The 14,659-nt window shown below is 70.7% G+C and carries 12 protein-coding genes; 5 read left to right on the forward strand and 7 right to left on the reverse strand.

The annotated features are described in order from the left end of the window. Positions 1-5 precede the first annotated feature (5 nt). From moeZ to Drose_RS34820, 4 genes are all read right to left on the reverse strand, one after another. Positions 6-1,184 (reverse strand): adenylyltransferase/sulfurtransferase MoeZ, encoded by a 1,179-nt coding sequence (gene moeZ, locus Drose_RS34805; protein ID WP_260725448.1) that lies wholly within the window; start codon positions 1,182-1,184, stop codon positions 6-8. Positions 1,185-1,225: 41 nt separating this feature from the next. Continuing rightward, the gene (locus tag Drose_RS34810; RefSeq protein ID WP_260725449.1) at positions 1,226-2,047 is read right to left on the reverse strand and encodes a DUF3152 domain-containing protein; all 822 of its coding nucleotides are present in this window, start codon (positions 2,045-2,047) and stop codon (positions 1,226-1,228) included. Between the two features lie 102 nt (positions 2,048-2,149). Further along, on the reverse strand, positions 2,150-3,169 hold the full coding sequence (locus tag Drose_RS34815; protein WP_260725450.1) for an alpha/beta fold hydrolase: 1,020 nt from the start codon (positions 3,167-3,169) through the stop codon (positions 2,150-2,152). A gap of 16 nt (positions 3,170-3,185) precedes the next feature. Next, the gene (locus tag Drose_RS34820; protein WP_260725451.1) at positions 3,186-4,973 is read right to left on the reverse strand and encodes a hypothetical protein; all 1,788 of its coding nucleotides are present in this window, start codon (positions 4,971-4,973) and stop codon (positions 3,186-3,188) included. 170 nt (positions 4,974-5,143) lie between these two features. Between Drose_RS34820 and Drose_RS34825 the strand changes: the two genes are divergently transcribed. Together Drose_RS34825 and Drose_RS34830 are read left to right on the forward strand one after the other, a co-directional pair. After that, the gene (locus Drose_RS34825) at positions 5,144-5,782 is read left to right on the forward strand and encodes a TetR/AcrR family transcriptional regulator (protein ID WP_260729924.1); all 639 of its coding nucleotides are present in this window, start codon (positions 5,144-5,146) and stop codon (positions 5,780-5,782) included. A gap of 77 nt (positions 5,783-5,859) precedes the next feature. Further along, positions 5,860-6,093 carry a DUF3107 domain-containing protein gene (locus Drose_RS34830; protein WP_260725452.1) on the forward strand — a complete coding sequence of 78 codons (234 nt, stop codon included), beginning with the start codon at positions 5,860-5,862 and terminating at the stop codon, positions 6,091-6,093. A gap of 80 nt (positions 6,094-6,173) precedes the next feature. Here the strand turns inward: Drose_RS34830 and Drose_RS34835 are convergent, their stop codons facing one another. Next, positions 6,174-6,845 carry a ferritin-like domain-containing protein gene (locus Drose_RS34835; protein ID WP_260725453.1) on the reverse strand — a complete coding sequence of 224 codons (672 nt, stop codon included), beginning with the start codon at positions 6,843-6,845 and terminating at the stop codon, positions 6,174-6,176. Between the two features lie 236 nt (positions 6,846-7,081). Here Drose_RS34835 and Drose_RS34840 point away from each other — a divergent pair, with 236 nt between their 5' ends. Further along, positions 7,082-8,716 carry a DEAD/DEAH box helicase gene (locus Drose_RS34840; protein WP_260725454.1) on the forward strand — a complete coding sequence of 545 codons (1,635 nt, stop codon included), beginning with the start codon at positions 7,082-7,084 and terminating at the stop codon, positions 8,714-8,716. A gap of 51 nt (positions 8,717-8,767) precedes the next feature. On the opposite strand, the gene Drose_RS34845 is transcribed toward Drose_RS34840, so the two are convergent. Next, the gene (locus tag Drose_RS34845; protein WP_260725455.1) at positions 8,768-9,652 is read right to left on the reverse strand and encodes a hypothetical protein; all 885 of its coding nucleotides are present in this window, start codon (positions 9,650-9,652) and stop codon (positions 8,768-8,770) included. Then, positions 9,633-9,845: a heavy-metal-associated domain-containing protein gene (locus Drose_RS34850; RefSeq protein WP_260725456.1), complete on the reverse strand. Its 213-nt coding sequence runs from the start codon at positions 9,843-9,845 to the stop codon at positions 9,633-9,635. Before Drose_RS34850 ends, Drose_RS34845 begins: the two co-directional genes overlap by 20 nt. 62 nt (positions 9,846-9,907) lie before the next feature. Here Drose_RS34850 and Drose_RS34855 point away from each other — a divergent pair, with 62 nt between their 5' ends. Both Drose_RS34855 and Drose_RS34860 read left to right on the forward strand, forming a co-directional pair. Continuing rightward, a complete protein-coding gene (locus Drose_RS34855) occupies positions 9,908-10,870 on the forward strand; it encodes a C40 family peptidase (protein ID WP_260725457.1) in 963 nt (320 codons plus the stop codon). Positions 10,871-11,014: 144 nt separating this feature from the next. Then, complete coding sequence (locus Drose_RS34860; RefSeq protein WP_260725458.1) at positions 11,015-14,656, forward strand: PQQ-dependent sugar dehydrogenase; 3,642 nt, start codon at positions 11,015-11,017, stop codon at positions 14,654-14,656. The last annotated feature ends 3 nt before the right edge of the window (positions 14,657-14,659 follow it).

The following is a 14,659-nucleotide window of genomic DNA, read 5'->3' on the forward strand; positions in this document are numbered from 1 at the left end:
GTGAGTCAGTACACCGGCAATGAAGGATCGACGGTCTTCACCCAGGAGACCACACCGCCCTGGACGTGGACCGCGTCCTTGAAGCCGGCGGCCTTGACCGCCGCGAGCGCCTCCGCGGAGCGCACACCGCTCTTGCAGTAGAGAACGACCTGCTTGTCCTGCGGCAGGTCGGAGAGCGCGGTGCCGTTGAGGAACTCGCCCTTGGGCACGAGCCGCGCGCCGGGGACCCGGACGATCTCCCACTCGGCCGGCTCACGGACGTCGATCAGATCGATCGACTTGCCCGAGTCCAGCCAGCTCTTCAGCTCGGTCGCGGTGATCGTCGAGCCGACCGTCGCGGCCTGGGCCTCGTCGGAGACCGCACCGCAGAAGTCGTCGTAGTCGATCAGCTCGGTGACCGTGGGGTTCTCGCCGCAGATCGCACAGTCGGGGTCCTTGCGGAGCTTGATCTTGCGGTAGCTCATCTCCAGGGCGTCGTAGACCATCAGACTGCCCAGCAGCGAGTCGCCCACACCGGTCAGCAGCTTGATCGCCTCGGTCACCTGGATCGCGCCGATCGACCCGCACAGCACGCCGAGCACGCCGCCCTCGGCGCAGGACGGGACCATGCCGGGCGGCGGCGGCTCCGGGTAGAGGCAGCGGTAGCACGGGCCGTGCTCGGCCCAGAACACCGACGCCTGGCCGTCGAAGCGGTAGATCGACCCCCACACGTACGGCTTGCCGAGCAGCACCGCGGCGTCGTTGACCATGTAGCGGGTGGCGAAGTTGTCGGTGCCGTCGATGATCAGGTCATATCGCGCGAAGACGTCCATCACGTTGTCGTTGCTGAGCGTCTCGTTGTGCACGACGACCGTGACGTAGGGGTTGATCTCGCGGATCGAGTCGCGCGCCGACTCGGCCTTGGGCCGGCCGATGTCCGACTGTCCGTGGATGATCTGACGCTGGAGGTTGGACTCGTCGACCGTGTCGAACTCGATGATGCCCAGCGTGCCCACACCGGCGGCCGCGAGATACAGCAGGGCCGGCGAGCCGAGGCCGCCGGCGCCCACGACCAGCACCTTGGCGTTCTTCAGGCGCTTCTGCCCGGCGACCCCGACGTCGGGGATGATCAGGTGCCGGGAGTAGCGGCGGACCTCGTCAACGGACAGGTCGGCGGCGGGCTCGACCAGAGGAGGCAACGACATGGTTCTCATTCTGCCGCGCCCGACCGGCAAACCCACGTGAGCTACGGCACTTTGGGCCCGCTGTACCGCTGACCGTCCACGAAGGGCCAGGCGTTCGCCACGCAGCCCTTCAGCCCGTACGTCTGCTGCTGCATCACCGGCGCCGGGCGGCCGGCACCCGGGCACGCCTCATGGCCGTTGCCGAGCTCGTGGCCGACCTCGTGATTGATGACGTACGACCGGTAGTCCTCCACCGACGCACCGTAGTCGGGGACCGCGGTCAGCCAGCGGGCGAGGTTGATGACGACCTTGCCGGTGATCCGGCAGGAGCTGTACCCGTCCGTGTGCAACCCGGCCGTGCCGCACATCTGCTCGGAGGTGGTCGGCGTGGCCAGGAAGATCGTGAAGTCGGCCGTCCCCTGGCCGGCTACCCGCTGGAGGCGTAGCTGGCCGCTCGCCGTCCAGCTACGCGGGTCGCCGAGGGTCTTCTCGACGGCCGCCGCGAACGTGTCGGGCTGCTGGTCGCTGCCGTTCTCGACCGCCACGCGGTACTTCTTCAGGGCACCGGCGCCGCCCGCGACGGGACCGGCGGTGGCGGCATAGGCGAACGTGCCGGCGCCGGCCGCCGGACCCGCCTCCCGCGGCGGGTCGGCGGGCTGCGAGGGCGGGGTCAGCATCGGCTTCTGCACCAACGACACGGGTGCCGGAGCCGGTGGGTCGTCGTGGAAGAAGAGCTGCCGCCCGAGCCCGGCCGCCGCGACGAGGCCCGCGAAGGCCATCACGCCGACGACGATGTGGCGCCGCTGGCGTGCCCGCGCACGGCGGCGGTGCCGGGCGGCCCGAACCACCTCGCGCGCCTCCACCGGGTCGCTCGGCAACGGCACCGGCTCCCGCCGGCGATCGCGCGTCCCTGGTGCTCGCGTCCCTGGTGCCCCGGGCCGGTCGACGCCTGCGGCGTCCGACCTCAGCTCGCTTGCCATCGACGCTCAGCTTGCCACGCGCGCCCACGCCCCTCTTGCCCGGACCCCCGTCCGCACCCGTTCCGCAACCGGCCGGTTCTCCGCCAGTTCGTCGAGCAGCCCGAACACGGCACGGGCGACCGTTCGCGGCACCTCCATCTGCGCCACGTGCCCGACCCCCTCGAGCATCATCAGCCGGCTGTCCGGGATGAGCCGCGCGACCTGGGGCGCGGTCCGGATGTCCACAAGCCGGTCCTGGCGGCCCGCGATGACCAGCGTCGGCGCGGTGATCTTCCCGGCGGCCCGCCAGATGGAGCCCTCGCCGGGCAGGTACGCGCGCAGGAAGCTGCCGACCAGGCCGCGCAGACTGCCGACGTACGCCTCGGCGTACCACGGCACGTTGTTCCGCAGCCGGGCCTCCTCGATCGCCTCCAGGCGCCGCTGCTCGGGATACCGCGTGGGGTCGGCGTAGCAGGAGTCGATCACCATGTCGGCGAGCACCTCGGGGGTCATCGCCGCCATCCGGCTCTTCGCGAGGCGGGTCGCGTTGGGCAGGAGCAGCAGCGGCACCAGCCGGCCCTGTAACGAGCGGCGGGGATCGAGGAACGGCATGGCCGGCGAGATCAGCGTCAGCGACCGCACCAGGTCGGGACGCAGGGCGGCGGCCTTCACCGAGGCGACGCCACCCATGGAGTTGCCGAAGAGGTGGACCGGCCCGCGGTCGCTGTGCTCGATCCACCGGATGATGTGGCGCGCCATCGCCTGCATCGAATAGCTGCGGGCCCGCCCGCTGTTGCCGAAGCCGGGCAGGTCGATCGCCTGCCCGTCGAGCCGGCCGGCGAGGATGCCCGCGAGGTCGGTCCAGTTGGTGGACGACCCGCCGAGCCCGTGGACGTACAGGGCGGGCTCGGCATCCGGGGACGTGGCAGGCGTGTCGCGGACGTATGCGACGCTGCCGTCGAGATCCACCGAGCGCCCGGGCCACCGCTCCGGCAGCTCCTCAGGTGACGGGATGGTGAACTCCGGAACAAGAGAAGCTCGCTTCATGCCCCAAGTGTGACGCTCAGGGCAAGAGTGCCTCCAGTCTTCGGTTGACCGCGGCGAGCGTCGCACGCACAACCGCCTGACGCGGATCACCCGTGACCACCGCCGAGCCGGTGAGCTGTTCCACATGGCCGTCGTACATCAGCAGCAGCACGACAACGGCGACCTCGCAGCCGCCCATCGGCACGACCGCGGCGTTCTCTATGTAGCAGCGGGCCCGGGCCGAGACGTCGGCGTCGACGAGGAGCTGGTCGACCGCCGAGGCGGCCGCCGCGGCGGCGAGCCGCAGGATGAAGCCGTCGACGTTGGGGCCGCCGGCGACCCCGACGGCAGGGTGGCCGTCGGCGATGAGCCGGACCTCCACCAGCGCGTCGACACCCTGCGTGTTGACGTCGACCGAGTCGATGACCACGCGGGCCGACGAGATCGAGCCGGCCGGCTGGACCGCCGGGGCGTGCTGCGCGGGGGGCGCCTCGGCCGGGCGGCGCACGCCGCTGACCGGGCGGCGCCGGCGTGCCTCCCGGCCGTATCCGGGCAGGCCGCTGTGCGGCGCGGTGCGCGGCGCGGCCGAGTGGGCCGGTGGCTTCGGCGGCGCGGGCGGCGCGACCGGCGCGACCGGCGCGGGCGAGTCCGGCAGGTTCGGCTCGGCGGCCAGCCCCATGCGCTCGTTGAGCAGCCGCGCGACCGCCCGGCTGACGTGGCCCGGGTCGGCGTCGTCGAACAGCTCCAGACGCAGCTTGTGCAGGCCGTCGGGGTCCTTGCGCACGGTCGCCTCACGGACGCCGGAGACGCCCCGGACGGCTTGGAGCACGGCCGGGATGTCGAAGCCGTCCGGCCGGCCGTCGGCGCTCGTGGGCTCGTCGGCCTCGTCCTCGCGCAGCTTCGTCGCGATCCGGGCCAACTCTGGCGTGCCGGCCGCGCCGACCATCGGCTCGACCTCGGGCACCTGGGGGACGTCGGGCTGCGAGGGCACGCGCTGCGGCAACTCCGGCGGGTCGTAGGCGGGTGGGGCGAGCTCGTCGGCGAGGCTCGGCATGGCGGGCTCGGCCGACATCTGCGTGCCGGATCCGAGCAGGCCGGTCGGGAGCGGACCGACGAGCGGGTCGTCTTCGGGCATCCGCTGGGTCGGCAACGGCTGGGACGGCGCGGCCGCCCAGTCGAACTCGGCGGGATGCTGCTGCGGCGGCTGGGCGTGCTGCTGCGGGCGGGGCGGGGCCTGCGGCGGCGGGGCCCACTGCCGCTGCTGCTCCTGGTAGGCCCAGTCATCGCGCGGCTGCTGCTCGTAGGCGGGCTGCTCGTAGGACTGCTGCTCATACGGCTGCTGGTCATACGGCGGCTGCGGACCGAACGCCGGCGCCGGCACATAGGGCTGTTGCCGCTGCTCGTACTGCTGTTCATACGACGGTGCCGACGAGACCGGGCGCTGGGCCACCGGCACCCGGATCTCGCCCGTGCTGTCGGCGGACCCGTTGCCGTCGCGGTAGACGTGACTGGACATCGCTTGCGTCGATTCCGCCGGATGAGCGGTCGAGGTGGGCCAGCCCTGACCGTCCGGCCCGTAGTGGCCGTAGTGCAGCGTCGAGGTCGGCGGCTGGGCCGGCGGCGGCGCGGAGACGGGCGGGCTCACGGGCGCCAGCGCGTCGGCATAGGGGCTGCGGACCTCGGCGCGACCGCGGGAACCGCCCGCGCCGCTGACCGCGGCGCGACCGGCGATGGCACCGTTCACGGGCTCGCGCCAGGCCGTGACGACCGCCTCGATGGCGTCATCGCTCGGCGTCGAACCGTTGGTCACGCTGGTGTCGGTCACCCTGTGCGCCTCCGCGTACCCTCCCCGGCCGCGAAATGCGGCTGCCACTTCCGGGCTACCGGTTTGCCCCGTTTCGTCCACCGCGTGCTCCTCCGTCGCCCCTAGGTGAGGCTACCGTGTGGGCGGAAAGGGGGTAAGTTGCAATCTCGACCCAAACCCGGATGGTGAACATGACCTCGGCGATGAGCGGCACCCAGGCGACTGGTCGGCCCGTGAGGCTGCCCAGGTCGGCGCGGCGCAAGCAGTTGCTCGCCGCGGCCCAGCAGGTGTTCGTGGCACAGGGATATCACGCAGCCGCGATGGACGACATCGCAGAGCGCGCCGGTGTCTCGAAGCCGGTCCTCTACCAGCACTTCCCGGGCAAACTCGAGCTCTACCTGGCCCTTCTCGACACGCACTGCGACGCGATGGTCGCGCGGGTGCGGTCGGCCATGGAGGCCACCACCGACAACAAGGACCGCGTGCGGGGCGCAATCCAGGCCTACTTCGACTTCATCGACCACGAGAGCGAGGCGTTCCGCCTCGTGTTCGAGTCCGACCTGCGCAACGAGCCGGCCGTGCGCGAGCGGGTCGACCGTGTGGAGAGCGGCTGCATCGCCGCCATCACCGACACGATCATGGCCGACACCGGCGTCAGCCGCGCCCGGGCCGAGCTGCTCGCCTCCGGCCTCGTCGGCGCCGCCGAGATCGCGGCCCGCTTCTGGCTGACCAACGGGCGCCAGGTCGAGAAGGCCGAGGCGGAGGCACTCCTCACCGCCCTGTCGTGGCGGGGCATCGCAAGCTTCCCCTTGCACGGCGACCACACCTGATCGCGTTAGTCTTCAACCACACTGGGTGTGCGCGCCGAAAGGCACGGTCGCGCCACGGCCCGATCAAGGAGGAAGACGTGGAGGTCAAGATCGGCGTGCAGTATGCGCCTCGGGAACTGGTGCTCGAGAGCAACCAGTCACCGGCCGAGGTCGAAGCTGCGGTAACCGACGCGATCAACGGTGGCGATAAGCACGTGCTGTCTCTCGTCGACGACAAGGGCCGACGGGTGATCGTCCCGGTCGGCAAGATCGCATACGTGGAGATCGCTGAGGCATCGCCGCGCCCGGTCGGTTTCTCCGCCGCGCGCTGAGGTTCGCAAACCAAGGTCGGCCTCGGTCGATTTTCGTCGCCCCGGCCACGGAAATCGACCGAGGCCGACCCTGAGCACCGTCAGTTGTTCAGGCCGACCGCGCCCATTCGCGCCGTGTGCGCCGTTGTCAGGCGCTTGAGCAACGCCTGGACGTCGTTGCCGCCGGTCGCCAGCAACGAGGCGAGCGAAGGGCGCTCGGCGGCCACCCGCATCGCCTGCGAGATGCCCTCGCCCACCAGTCTGCGCGCCCACATCGAGAGCCGGTTGGCCACCTTCGGGTCGGCCGCGATCGCGGCACGCAGCTCGTCGGCGGCGAAGTCGGCGTGGCGTGAGTCGTGGAGGACGTCGAGGATCAGGTCGCGGTCGGGGGCGACGAGGACGGCGGCGACCTCGCGGGTGAAATCGTCGGCGATGCCGTCGCCGACATACGCCTTGGTCAGGCCCTCCAGCCAGTCGGCCGGCTCGGTCTGCGCGTGGTAATCGGAGACCGCGCGGACATAGGGCCGCATGACGGTCTCGGGGTCGGCGCCGAGCTCTGTCAGGCGGTCGGCCAGGCGGCAGTAGTTGGTGATCTCGCGGGCCGCCATCTCGCTCAAAACCGCACGTCGGCTCAGGTCAGGGGCAAGACGCGCGTCGGCGGCCATGCGGTCGAAGGCGACGAGCTCGCCATACGCCAGCATGCCCAGGAGGTCGACGACCGCTTCTCTCGGCGGCTCGACGGTCGACTGGACAGCCGGGGTGACATCGGACACGTCGGCACATTACCCCGCCGAACCGCTTCGTGTGCTCTACGCCAGGTAGTACGCGGATCGGCCGACGTACCGGTACAATGGCCACAACAGCCATGGGCGGACCCTAGCCCAGGCGACCGGCGCTTGTAGCCCGCGACCAATTGTTCAAACGGTCGCGTGTGGCCCGCGCCCTATCCATTTGAGCGCACCCGGCAGTTTCAGGGGCGCTCCCGCGAGAGAGACACCCCGAGCAAAACATGACGATCGACAACACCGAGGCCGCCGAGACGGTGGCCCCCCGCGCTCCTGTGCGCGCGGACAGTCCCACATTCGCCGACCTGGGCGCCCGGCCCGAGACCGTGGCCGCGCTGGAGGCTGTCGGCATCACGCGAGCCTTCGCGATCCAGGAATACGCCGTGCCCATCGCGCTGCGCGGCACCGACCTCATCGGCCAGGCGCCGACCGGCACCGGCAAGACCCTCGGCTTCGGCGTTCCGCTGCTCGACCGGGTCACCGCACCCGGCGAGGGCGCCGACGGCCTCCCGCAGGCGCTCGTCGTGGTGCCGACCCGTGAGCTGGGCCTCCAGGTGGCCCGTGACGTCGCCGCCGCCGGCAAGACGCGCGGCGTGCGCGTGCTCCCGCTGTATGGCGGGGTGGCCTACGAGCCGCAGGTCGACGCGTTGCAGAAGGGCGTCGAGATCGTGGTCGGCACGCCCGGCCGCCTGCTCGACCTGGCCAAGGGCAAGCACCTGCGGCTGCACTCGGTGCGCGCGCTGGTGCTCGACGAGGCCGACCGGATGCTCGACCTCGGCTTCCTCGACGACGTCGAGCGCATCCTGACGCTGCTGCCGGAGGACCGGCAGACCATGCTGTTCTCGGCCACGATGCCCGACCCGATCGTGACGCTGGCCCGCCGGTTCCTGCGCCAGCCGATGACGATCCACGCGCATCACGACGCCCACACCGGCCCTTCGCCGCTGACGAAGCAGTTCGTCTACCGCACGCATCCGCTCAACAAGATCGAGATCGTGGCGCGCGTGCTCCAGGCGAACGACCGCGGCCTGACCATGATCTTCTGCCGCACCAAGCGCGCCGCCGACCGCGTCGCCGAGGACCTCGACTTCCGCGGGTTCGCCGCGGCGGCCGTCCACGGCGACCTGGGCCAGGGTGCCCGTGAGCGGGCCCTGCGGGCGTTCCGCGGCGGCAAGATCGACGTGCTGGTCGCCACCGACGTCGCCGCCCGCGGCCTCGACGTCTCCGGCGTCACCCACGTCATCAACTACGACTGCCCCGAGGACGCCGACACCTACACGCACCGCATCGGCCGCACCGGCCGGGCGGGCGCCACGGGTGTCGCGGTGACGTTCGTCGACTGGGAAGACATGCCCCGGTGGCGGATCATCGACAAGAGCCTCGGGATGGACCTGCCCGAGCCCCCGGAGACATATCACACGTCGGCGCACCTGCTGGCCGACATCGACATCCCGGAAGGCACGACGGGGTCACTGCCCACGGCCGACCGCAAGCGCGCCGGCCTCGCGGCCGAGAAGCTCGAGGACATCGAGGTCAAGCCGCGCGGACGGCGGGGCCGCACGCGCGGGCGCGGTCCGGCCGCCACCGTCCCGGAGGCCGCCGACGCGCCGGCCCAGCCGCGCCGTCAGCGGCGCCGCCGGCGGCGGGGCGAGGTCGACGAGGCCGTGTTCACGGACGACGCCACCGCCACCACCAACGAGACCACCGAGGACCGGGCGGTCGTCGTGACCGCGAAGGCCGCGACCGACGAGACCGAGCCCCGCGCCGCCCGCATCCGTCGCCGCCGCCGCGGCGGCCGTGGCCGCGGCGCTGCCGGCGACACGGCCGAGGCCGCCGTCGACGCGGACCCGGAGGCGTAACACCGACAGTGCGACGAGGGGCGGGCCACGTGCGGCCCGCCCCTCGTTCGCTCAGGACGTGACGTCGACCGTGAACTCGGCCCGATGGACGGCGCCGGACCTCTGGAACTCGAAGTACATCCGGTAGCGCCCCGGGCTCGGCGCGGACAGCCAGAACTTCACCGCCCCGCCCACGAGCCGGTCCTCCGGATGCACGTGCAAATACCCCTGGTCCCCCTCGCGGATGACGACCAGGTGACCGTAGGCTCCCAGGTAGCGCTCCAGGTCGGTGACCGGCGAGCCGCCCGCGAGGACCCGGAACGAGAGCGGCTGGGTGGCGTTGACCCGCGGTGTGCCCTCCATGGCGACCGTGAAGCCGCCCACCTCCGCGGTCCGGGCCGCGGGCGGCAGCGCGACCGGGACGTAGTCGCCCGCCACCGTCGCGTCGACCGCCAGGGTCAGCGGCAATTGCTGGCCGGCCGGGTCGAAGGTGACGAAGTCGGCGTACAACCGGAAGATCCCCGGCGACGGCAGCGTCAGCGGAACGGTCCAGGTGCCGTCCGGGGCCGCCTCCGGGTGCAGGTGCTGGAAGCCGGTCAGGTCGTGCCGCACCACGATGAAGTGCATCAGCTTCTCGTGATTGAGCACGAACCGCGTCACCGGCTTGCCGTCCGGTCCCATGACCCGGAACGAGAACTGCCGCTGAGCTCCGGCGGCGAACGACGTGGTGCTCGGCACGAGCGTGAAGCCGCTCGCACTGAGCGACAGTCCGGCGAGGTCGCCGGCGACGGCGCCGCCGTGGGAGTGGGACGGGATCGCGGTGGCGGCCGCGGGTCCGGACGGCCCGGTGCCCGACGAGGCCGACGGCGCCGTCGTACGGGCGATCACGAAGCCCAGCAGGAGCGCGCCGACGACGGCCACGGCGATCAGTGGGGCCTTAAACGACGACGAGTTCATACCCCGCCTCGTCGACGGCCGTGCGCACCTCGTCGAGCGGCAGCGGCCCGTCGCTCACCACCGTGACGGCGCCGGTGGGCAGCTCGACCAGTACCTCATGAACCCCCGGAAGCCGGGTCAGCTCCTCTGTCACGGCGCTGACGCAATGGCCACAGGTCATGCCGTTGACCGTGTATTCGGACGTGAAGGACATGGGAACCACCTCTACCGAGGGACTTTCGATAACTTTTGTCCTATTTGTGGCGTTGGTGACACGTGGGGTTACGCCATACCTTGCGCAGCGCCGCCACGCTCGTCGCCGCAGGATTCATTCTCCTGGGAGCGCCGGGCGCCGGACACGCCGACCCGGCCGCGGACCGGCAACGGTTGCTCGCCAACGCCTGGCAGGAGCTCGAAGGCGTCATCGAACGGTACAACGCCGTCCGGGACGACCTACGGGCCACCGACGCGCAGCTCGAGCGGGTCAACGCCCGGACGGGCCCGTTGCAGGCCCAGGTGGGGGCCGCGCAGCGGGCCGCCGACGAGATCGCCGCGACGCTGTACCGCAGCGGCGCCGTCGGCGGCACGGCCGTGCTCATCGGCGCGGACTCCCCCGAGACGCTGATGGACCAGCTCGCCACGCTCAACCACCTGGAACACCGCCGCACCGGTGCGCTGAAAGCGCTGAAACTCGCCGAGCGCGATCTCGGGGTGCAGCGGGCCGAACTGCAGACGCTGCGCGAACGACAACGCGCGCAGCAGCAGGAGCTCGGCACGCGGAAAGCGACGATCGAGTCGCAGGTGAAAAGGCTGCTGAACGGACGGATCAAGGCACCGCACGGCGCCCTGAACGACGGTTATCGCCCGGTTTTCACCGACGATCCGGCGGGCCGGGCCGTCCAATTCGCGTATGCCCAGCTCGGCAAGGTCTACCAATGGGGGGCGGACGGACCGAATTCGTTCGACTGCTCGGGTCTGACCATGGCCGCCTGGAAAGCCGCCGGAGTCGTACTGCCCCACAACGCCGCCCGGCAGCAGAAGACGGTCACCCCGATCCGGCGCGCGGAACTGCGCCCCGGCGATCTCGTCTTCTACTACAAGGACGTCAGCCACGTGGGGTTGTACATCGGTGCCGGACGGGTCATCGAGGCGCCACGAACGGGTGAACGGATCTCGATGCGGCTGCTCGACTATGCACCGATTGTCGGCTATGGCCGGCCCAATTACGGCGGCTCATAAGATTGTTTGTGTCCTAACGGCGGAGGTGTGAACGTCGGCTAGCCGACAGCATGAAGCGGACGCTGGGCTTCTACTTGACTGTTCCCTGCGCATCCGCCCCCAGGAGTGCTGTCGATGAGGCGTTTCCGCCGCTCCCGTTTGGCAATGGGTCTTGCGCTCGCACTGGGCGTGCCGGCCACCGTCGCATTCACCTCGCCGGAGGCCGCCACGGCGGTGACAGCGCTGCCGAGCGGTTTCTCGGAACAGGTCGTGCTTTCCGGGCTGGACCACCCGACCAAGCTGGTCTTCGCACCGAACGGTCGCGTGTTCGTGGCGGAGAAGGGCGGCACCATCAAGGTGTTCGACAGCCTCTCGGACCCGACGCCGACGCTCTTCGCCGACCTCTCCAGCCGGGTCCACAACAACGAGGACAAGGGCCTGCTCGGCCTGGCGGTGCCGCCGAACTTCCCGTCGAACCCGTCGGTCTACGTGACGTACACCTGGACCCAGCCGATCGGCGGCGGCCTCGACATCGGCGACGGCTGCCCGACCCCCGGCACCGGTTGCATCGTCAGCGGCCGGCTGTCGAAGCTCACCGCCAACGGTGACACCTGGACGGGCACCGAGCAGGTGCTCATCAACGACTGGTGCCAGCAGTTCGAGACCCACTCGATCGGCGACGTCGGGTTCGGCCCGGACGGCGCGCTGTACGTCAGCGGCGGTGACGGCGCCAGCCCGGTCTTCACCGACTGGGGCCAGCAGGGCAACCCGGTCAACCCGTGCGGTGACCCGCCGGGCGGCATCGGCGCGGCGCTCAGCCCGCCGACGGCCGAGGGCGGCGCGCTGCGCTCGCAGGACCTGCGCACCACGGGCGACCCGACCGCGCTGAGCGGCACGATGATCCGCATCGACCCGAACACGGGCGCGGCGAAGACCGACAACCCGATGTACAACGCCAGCACGGACCCGAACGCACGCCGCATCGTGGCGTACGGCCTGCGCAACCCGTACCGCTGGACGTTCAAGCCGGGCACGAACGAGATCTGGATCGGCGACGTCGGCTGGCGGACGTGGGAGGAGATCAACCGGCTCCCCAACCCGCTCGCCACGCCGGTGACGAACTTCGGCTGGCCCTGCTACGAGGGCAACAACCCCCAGACCGGATACCGTGACGCCGGCCTCGCGCTGTGCCAGTCGCTGTACAGCAACAACACGTCGACGGGCCCCGTCTACACGTACGGGCACCACCAGCAGGTCAACGACAACGACGGCTGCCCGACGGGCGGTTCCAGCCCGACCGGCGTGGCCTTCTACCCGACGTCCGGCGGCAGCTACCCCGCGCAGTATCAGGGCGCGCTCTTCTGGGCCGACTACGCGCGCAACTGCATCTACGCGATGAAGACGACCAACGGCACGCCCGATCCGGCGAAGATCCAGACGTTCGCGCCGGGCGCGGCCGGCCCGGTCGACCTGGAGATCGGCCCCGGCGGTGACCTGTACTACGTCGACATCGACGGCGGCACGGTACGGCGGATCAACTACAACGCCGGCAACCAGCCGCCGGCGGCCGTGATCGGCGCGGACAAGACCTCGGGCGCGCCGCCGCTGGCCGTGCAGTTCAACTCGGCCGGCACGAGCGACCCCAACGCCGGTGACGTCCTGACCTACCAGTGGGACTTCACCAACGACGGCACGTGGGACGCGGTCGGTCCGTCGGCCTCGTTCACGTACACCACGGCCGGCACTTATACCGCCAAGCTGCGGGTGACCGACGCCGGCGGGCTGTCGGACACCAAGACACTGCAGATCATGGTGGGCACCAGCGCACCGGTCCCGGTGATCGACACGCCCGCCGCGGGCGCCACGTGGGCGACCAACGACACGGTCACCTTCACCGGCCACGCCACCGACGCGCAGGACGGCACCATCCCGGCGGCCAACCTGCACTGGCAGTTGATCCTGCAGCACTGCGCCGCACCGGACAACTGCCACCAGCACTACATCACCGACCTGGGCGGGGCCTCGGGCTCGTTCATCGGGCCCGACCACGAGTACCCGTCCTACGTCGAACTCCGGTTGACGGCCACCGACAGCAGCGGTCTGAGCACGACCGTCACGCGGCGGGTCGACCCGAAGACGGTGAACATGACGTTCAACTCGGTTCCGTCCGGGCTCAACGTCACGGTCGGCTCGGTCACCGGGGTCACGCCGTTCACCCAGACGGTCATCCAGAAGTCGACGCAGACCGTGTCCGCGCCCAGCCCGCAGACGCTCAACGGCACCTCGTACGCCTTCGGCTCCTGGAGCAACGGGGGCGCGGCGACGCAGGTGATCACGGCCCCGGTGAGCAACACGACCTACACCGCCACCTACACGGCAACCGGCGGCGGGACGTGCTCGGACTCCTTCGGCTACGTGTGCACCACGCAGCCGCGGACGTTCGTCGACGCCGACACGACGGTCCTGCCCCTCACCGGGGACGAGGGCGTGCAGCAGATCACCCTGCCGTTCCCGATCACGTTGTACGGGCAGCACTACACGACCGCCTGGGTCGACACGAACGGCCTGGTCAGCTTCGTCAACCCGAACGGCACCGCCATGTGGCTGAACTCCACGCTGCCCGACCCGGCGCTGCCGAACGCGACGGTCTACGCGTTCCACGACGACCTCGTCGTCGACGGCAACGCGTCGATCAGAACCACCACCGTGGGCACGGCCCCGAACCGGCAGTTCGTCATCGAGTGGCGCAACCCCTACATCTACGGCAACACCAGCCGGCGCGTCACCTTCGAGGCGATCCTCTCGGAGAAGGGCGACGTGGTCACCAACTACGCGAGCCTGGACAACGACTTCGAGAAGGGCAGCTCGGCCACGATCGGCGTCGAGAACGCCGACGGTACGGTCGCCCTCGCGTATTCGGTGAACACGCCGAAGCTGCAGTCGGGCCGTGCGGTGGTCTTCACCGCGCCGGGCGGCGGCTCGGACCCGCCGCCCCCGCCGTCCACCGGAACGATCTCCGGGACCGTCACGGTGGAAGGCGGCGGCGCGGTCTCCGGTGCCTCGGTCACCGTCTCCCCCGGCGGTCTCTCGGCCATCACCGGCGGCTCCGGCGGCTACTCGTTCAGTGACGTGCTGTACGGCACATACACCGTCACGGCGTCCTACAACGGACAGTCCGCGTCGACCTCGGTCACGCTGAGTTCGTCCTCGAAGACGGTCAACCTGACCGTGCCCGCCGCGCCACCCCCACCACCGCCCGGCTCCTACGCGGTGTCGACCCTGACCGCGCCGTTCGTGGCCGCGGAGACGGTGCTGCCGCTGACCGGTGACGACAACATCTTGCAGGTCACGCTGCCGGTGCCGGTGAAGGTGTACGGCCAGACGTACACCACCGCGTGGATCGACACGAACGGCAAGGTGTCGTTCGTCAACCCGGGCACGACGTACGTCGAACACTCGGCCCTGCCGTCCCCCGCCGTGCCGAACGCCACCGTCTACCCGTTCTGGGACGACCTCGTGGTCGACTCGTCGGCCTCGGTGCGCATGGCGACCGTCGACGGCTCGGTGGTGATCGAGTGGCGCAACCCGTACATCTACGGCAACGGCGTGCACAACCGCATCTCGTTCTCGGTGGCGTTCGCGCCCGACGGGACGATCACGATGTACTACGCCAGCCTGGACAACGCGATCGAGCAGGGTGGCGGGGCGACGGTGGGTGTGGAGAACGCGACCGGCACCGACGCTGCGCAGTTCTCCTACAACCAAGCGTCACTGGCCACGGGCAAGGCGGTGCGGTTCACGCCCTGATGT

Origin of the sequence: Dactylosporangium roseum, from assembly GCF_025264685.1 — a bacterium.
In the GTDB taxonomy this organism is placed as follows: domain Bacteria; phylum Actinomycetota; class Actinomycetes; order Mycobacteriales; family Micromonosporaceae; genus Dactylosporangium; species Dactylosporangium roseum.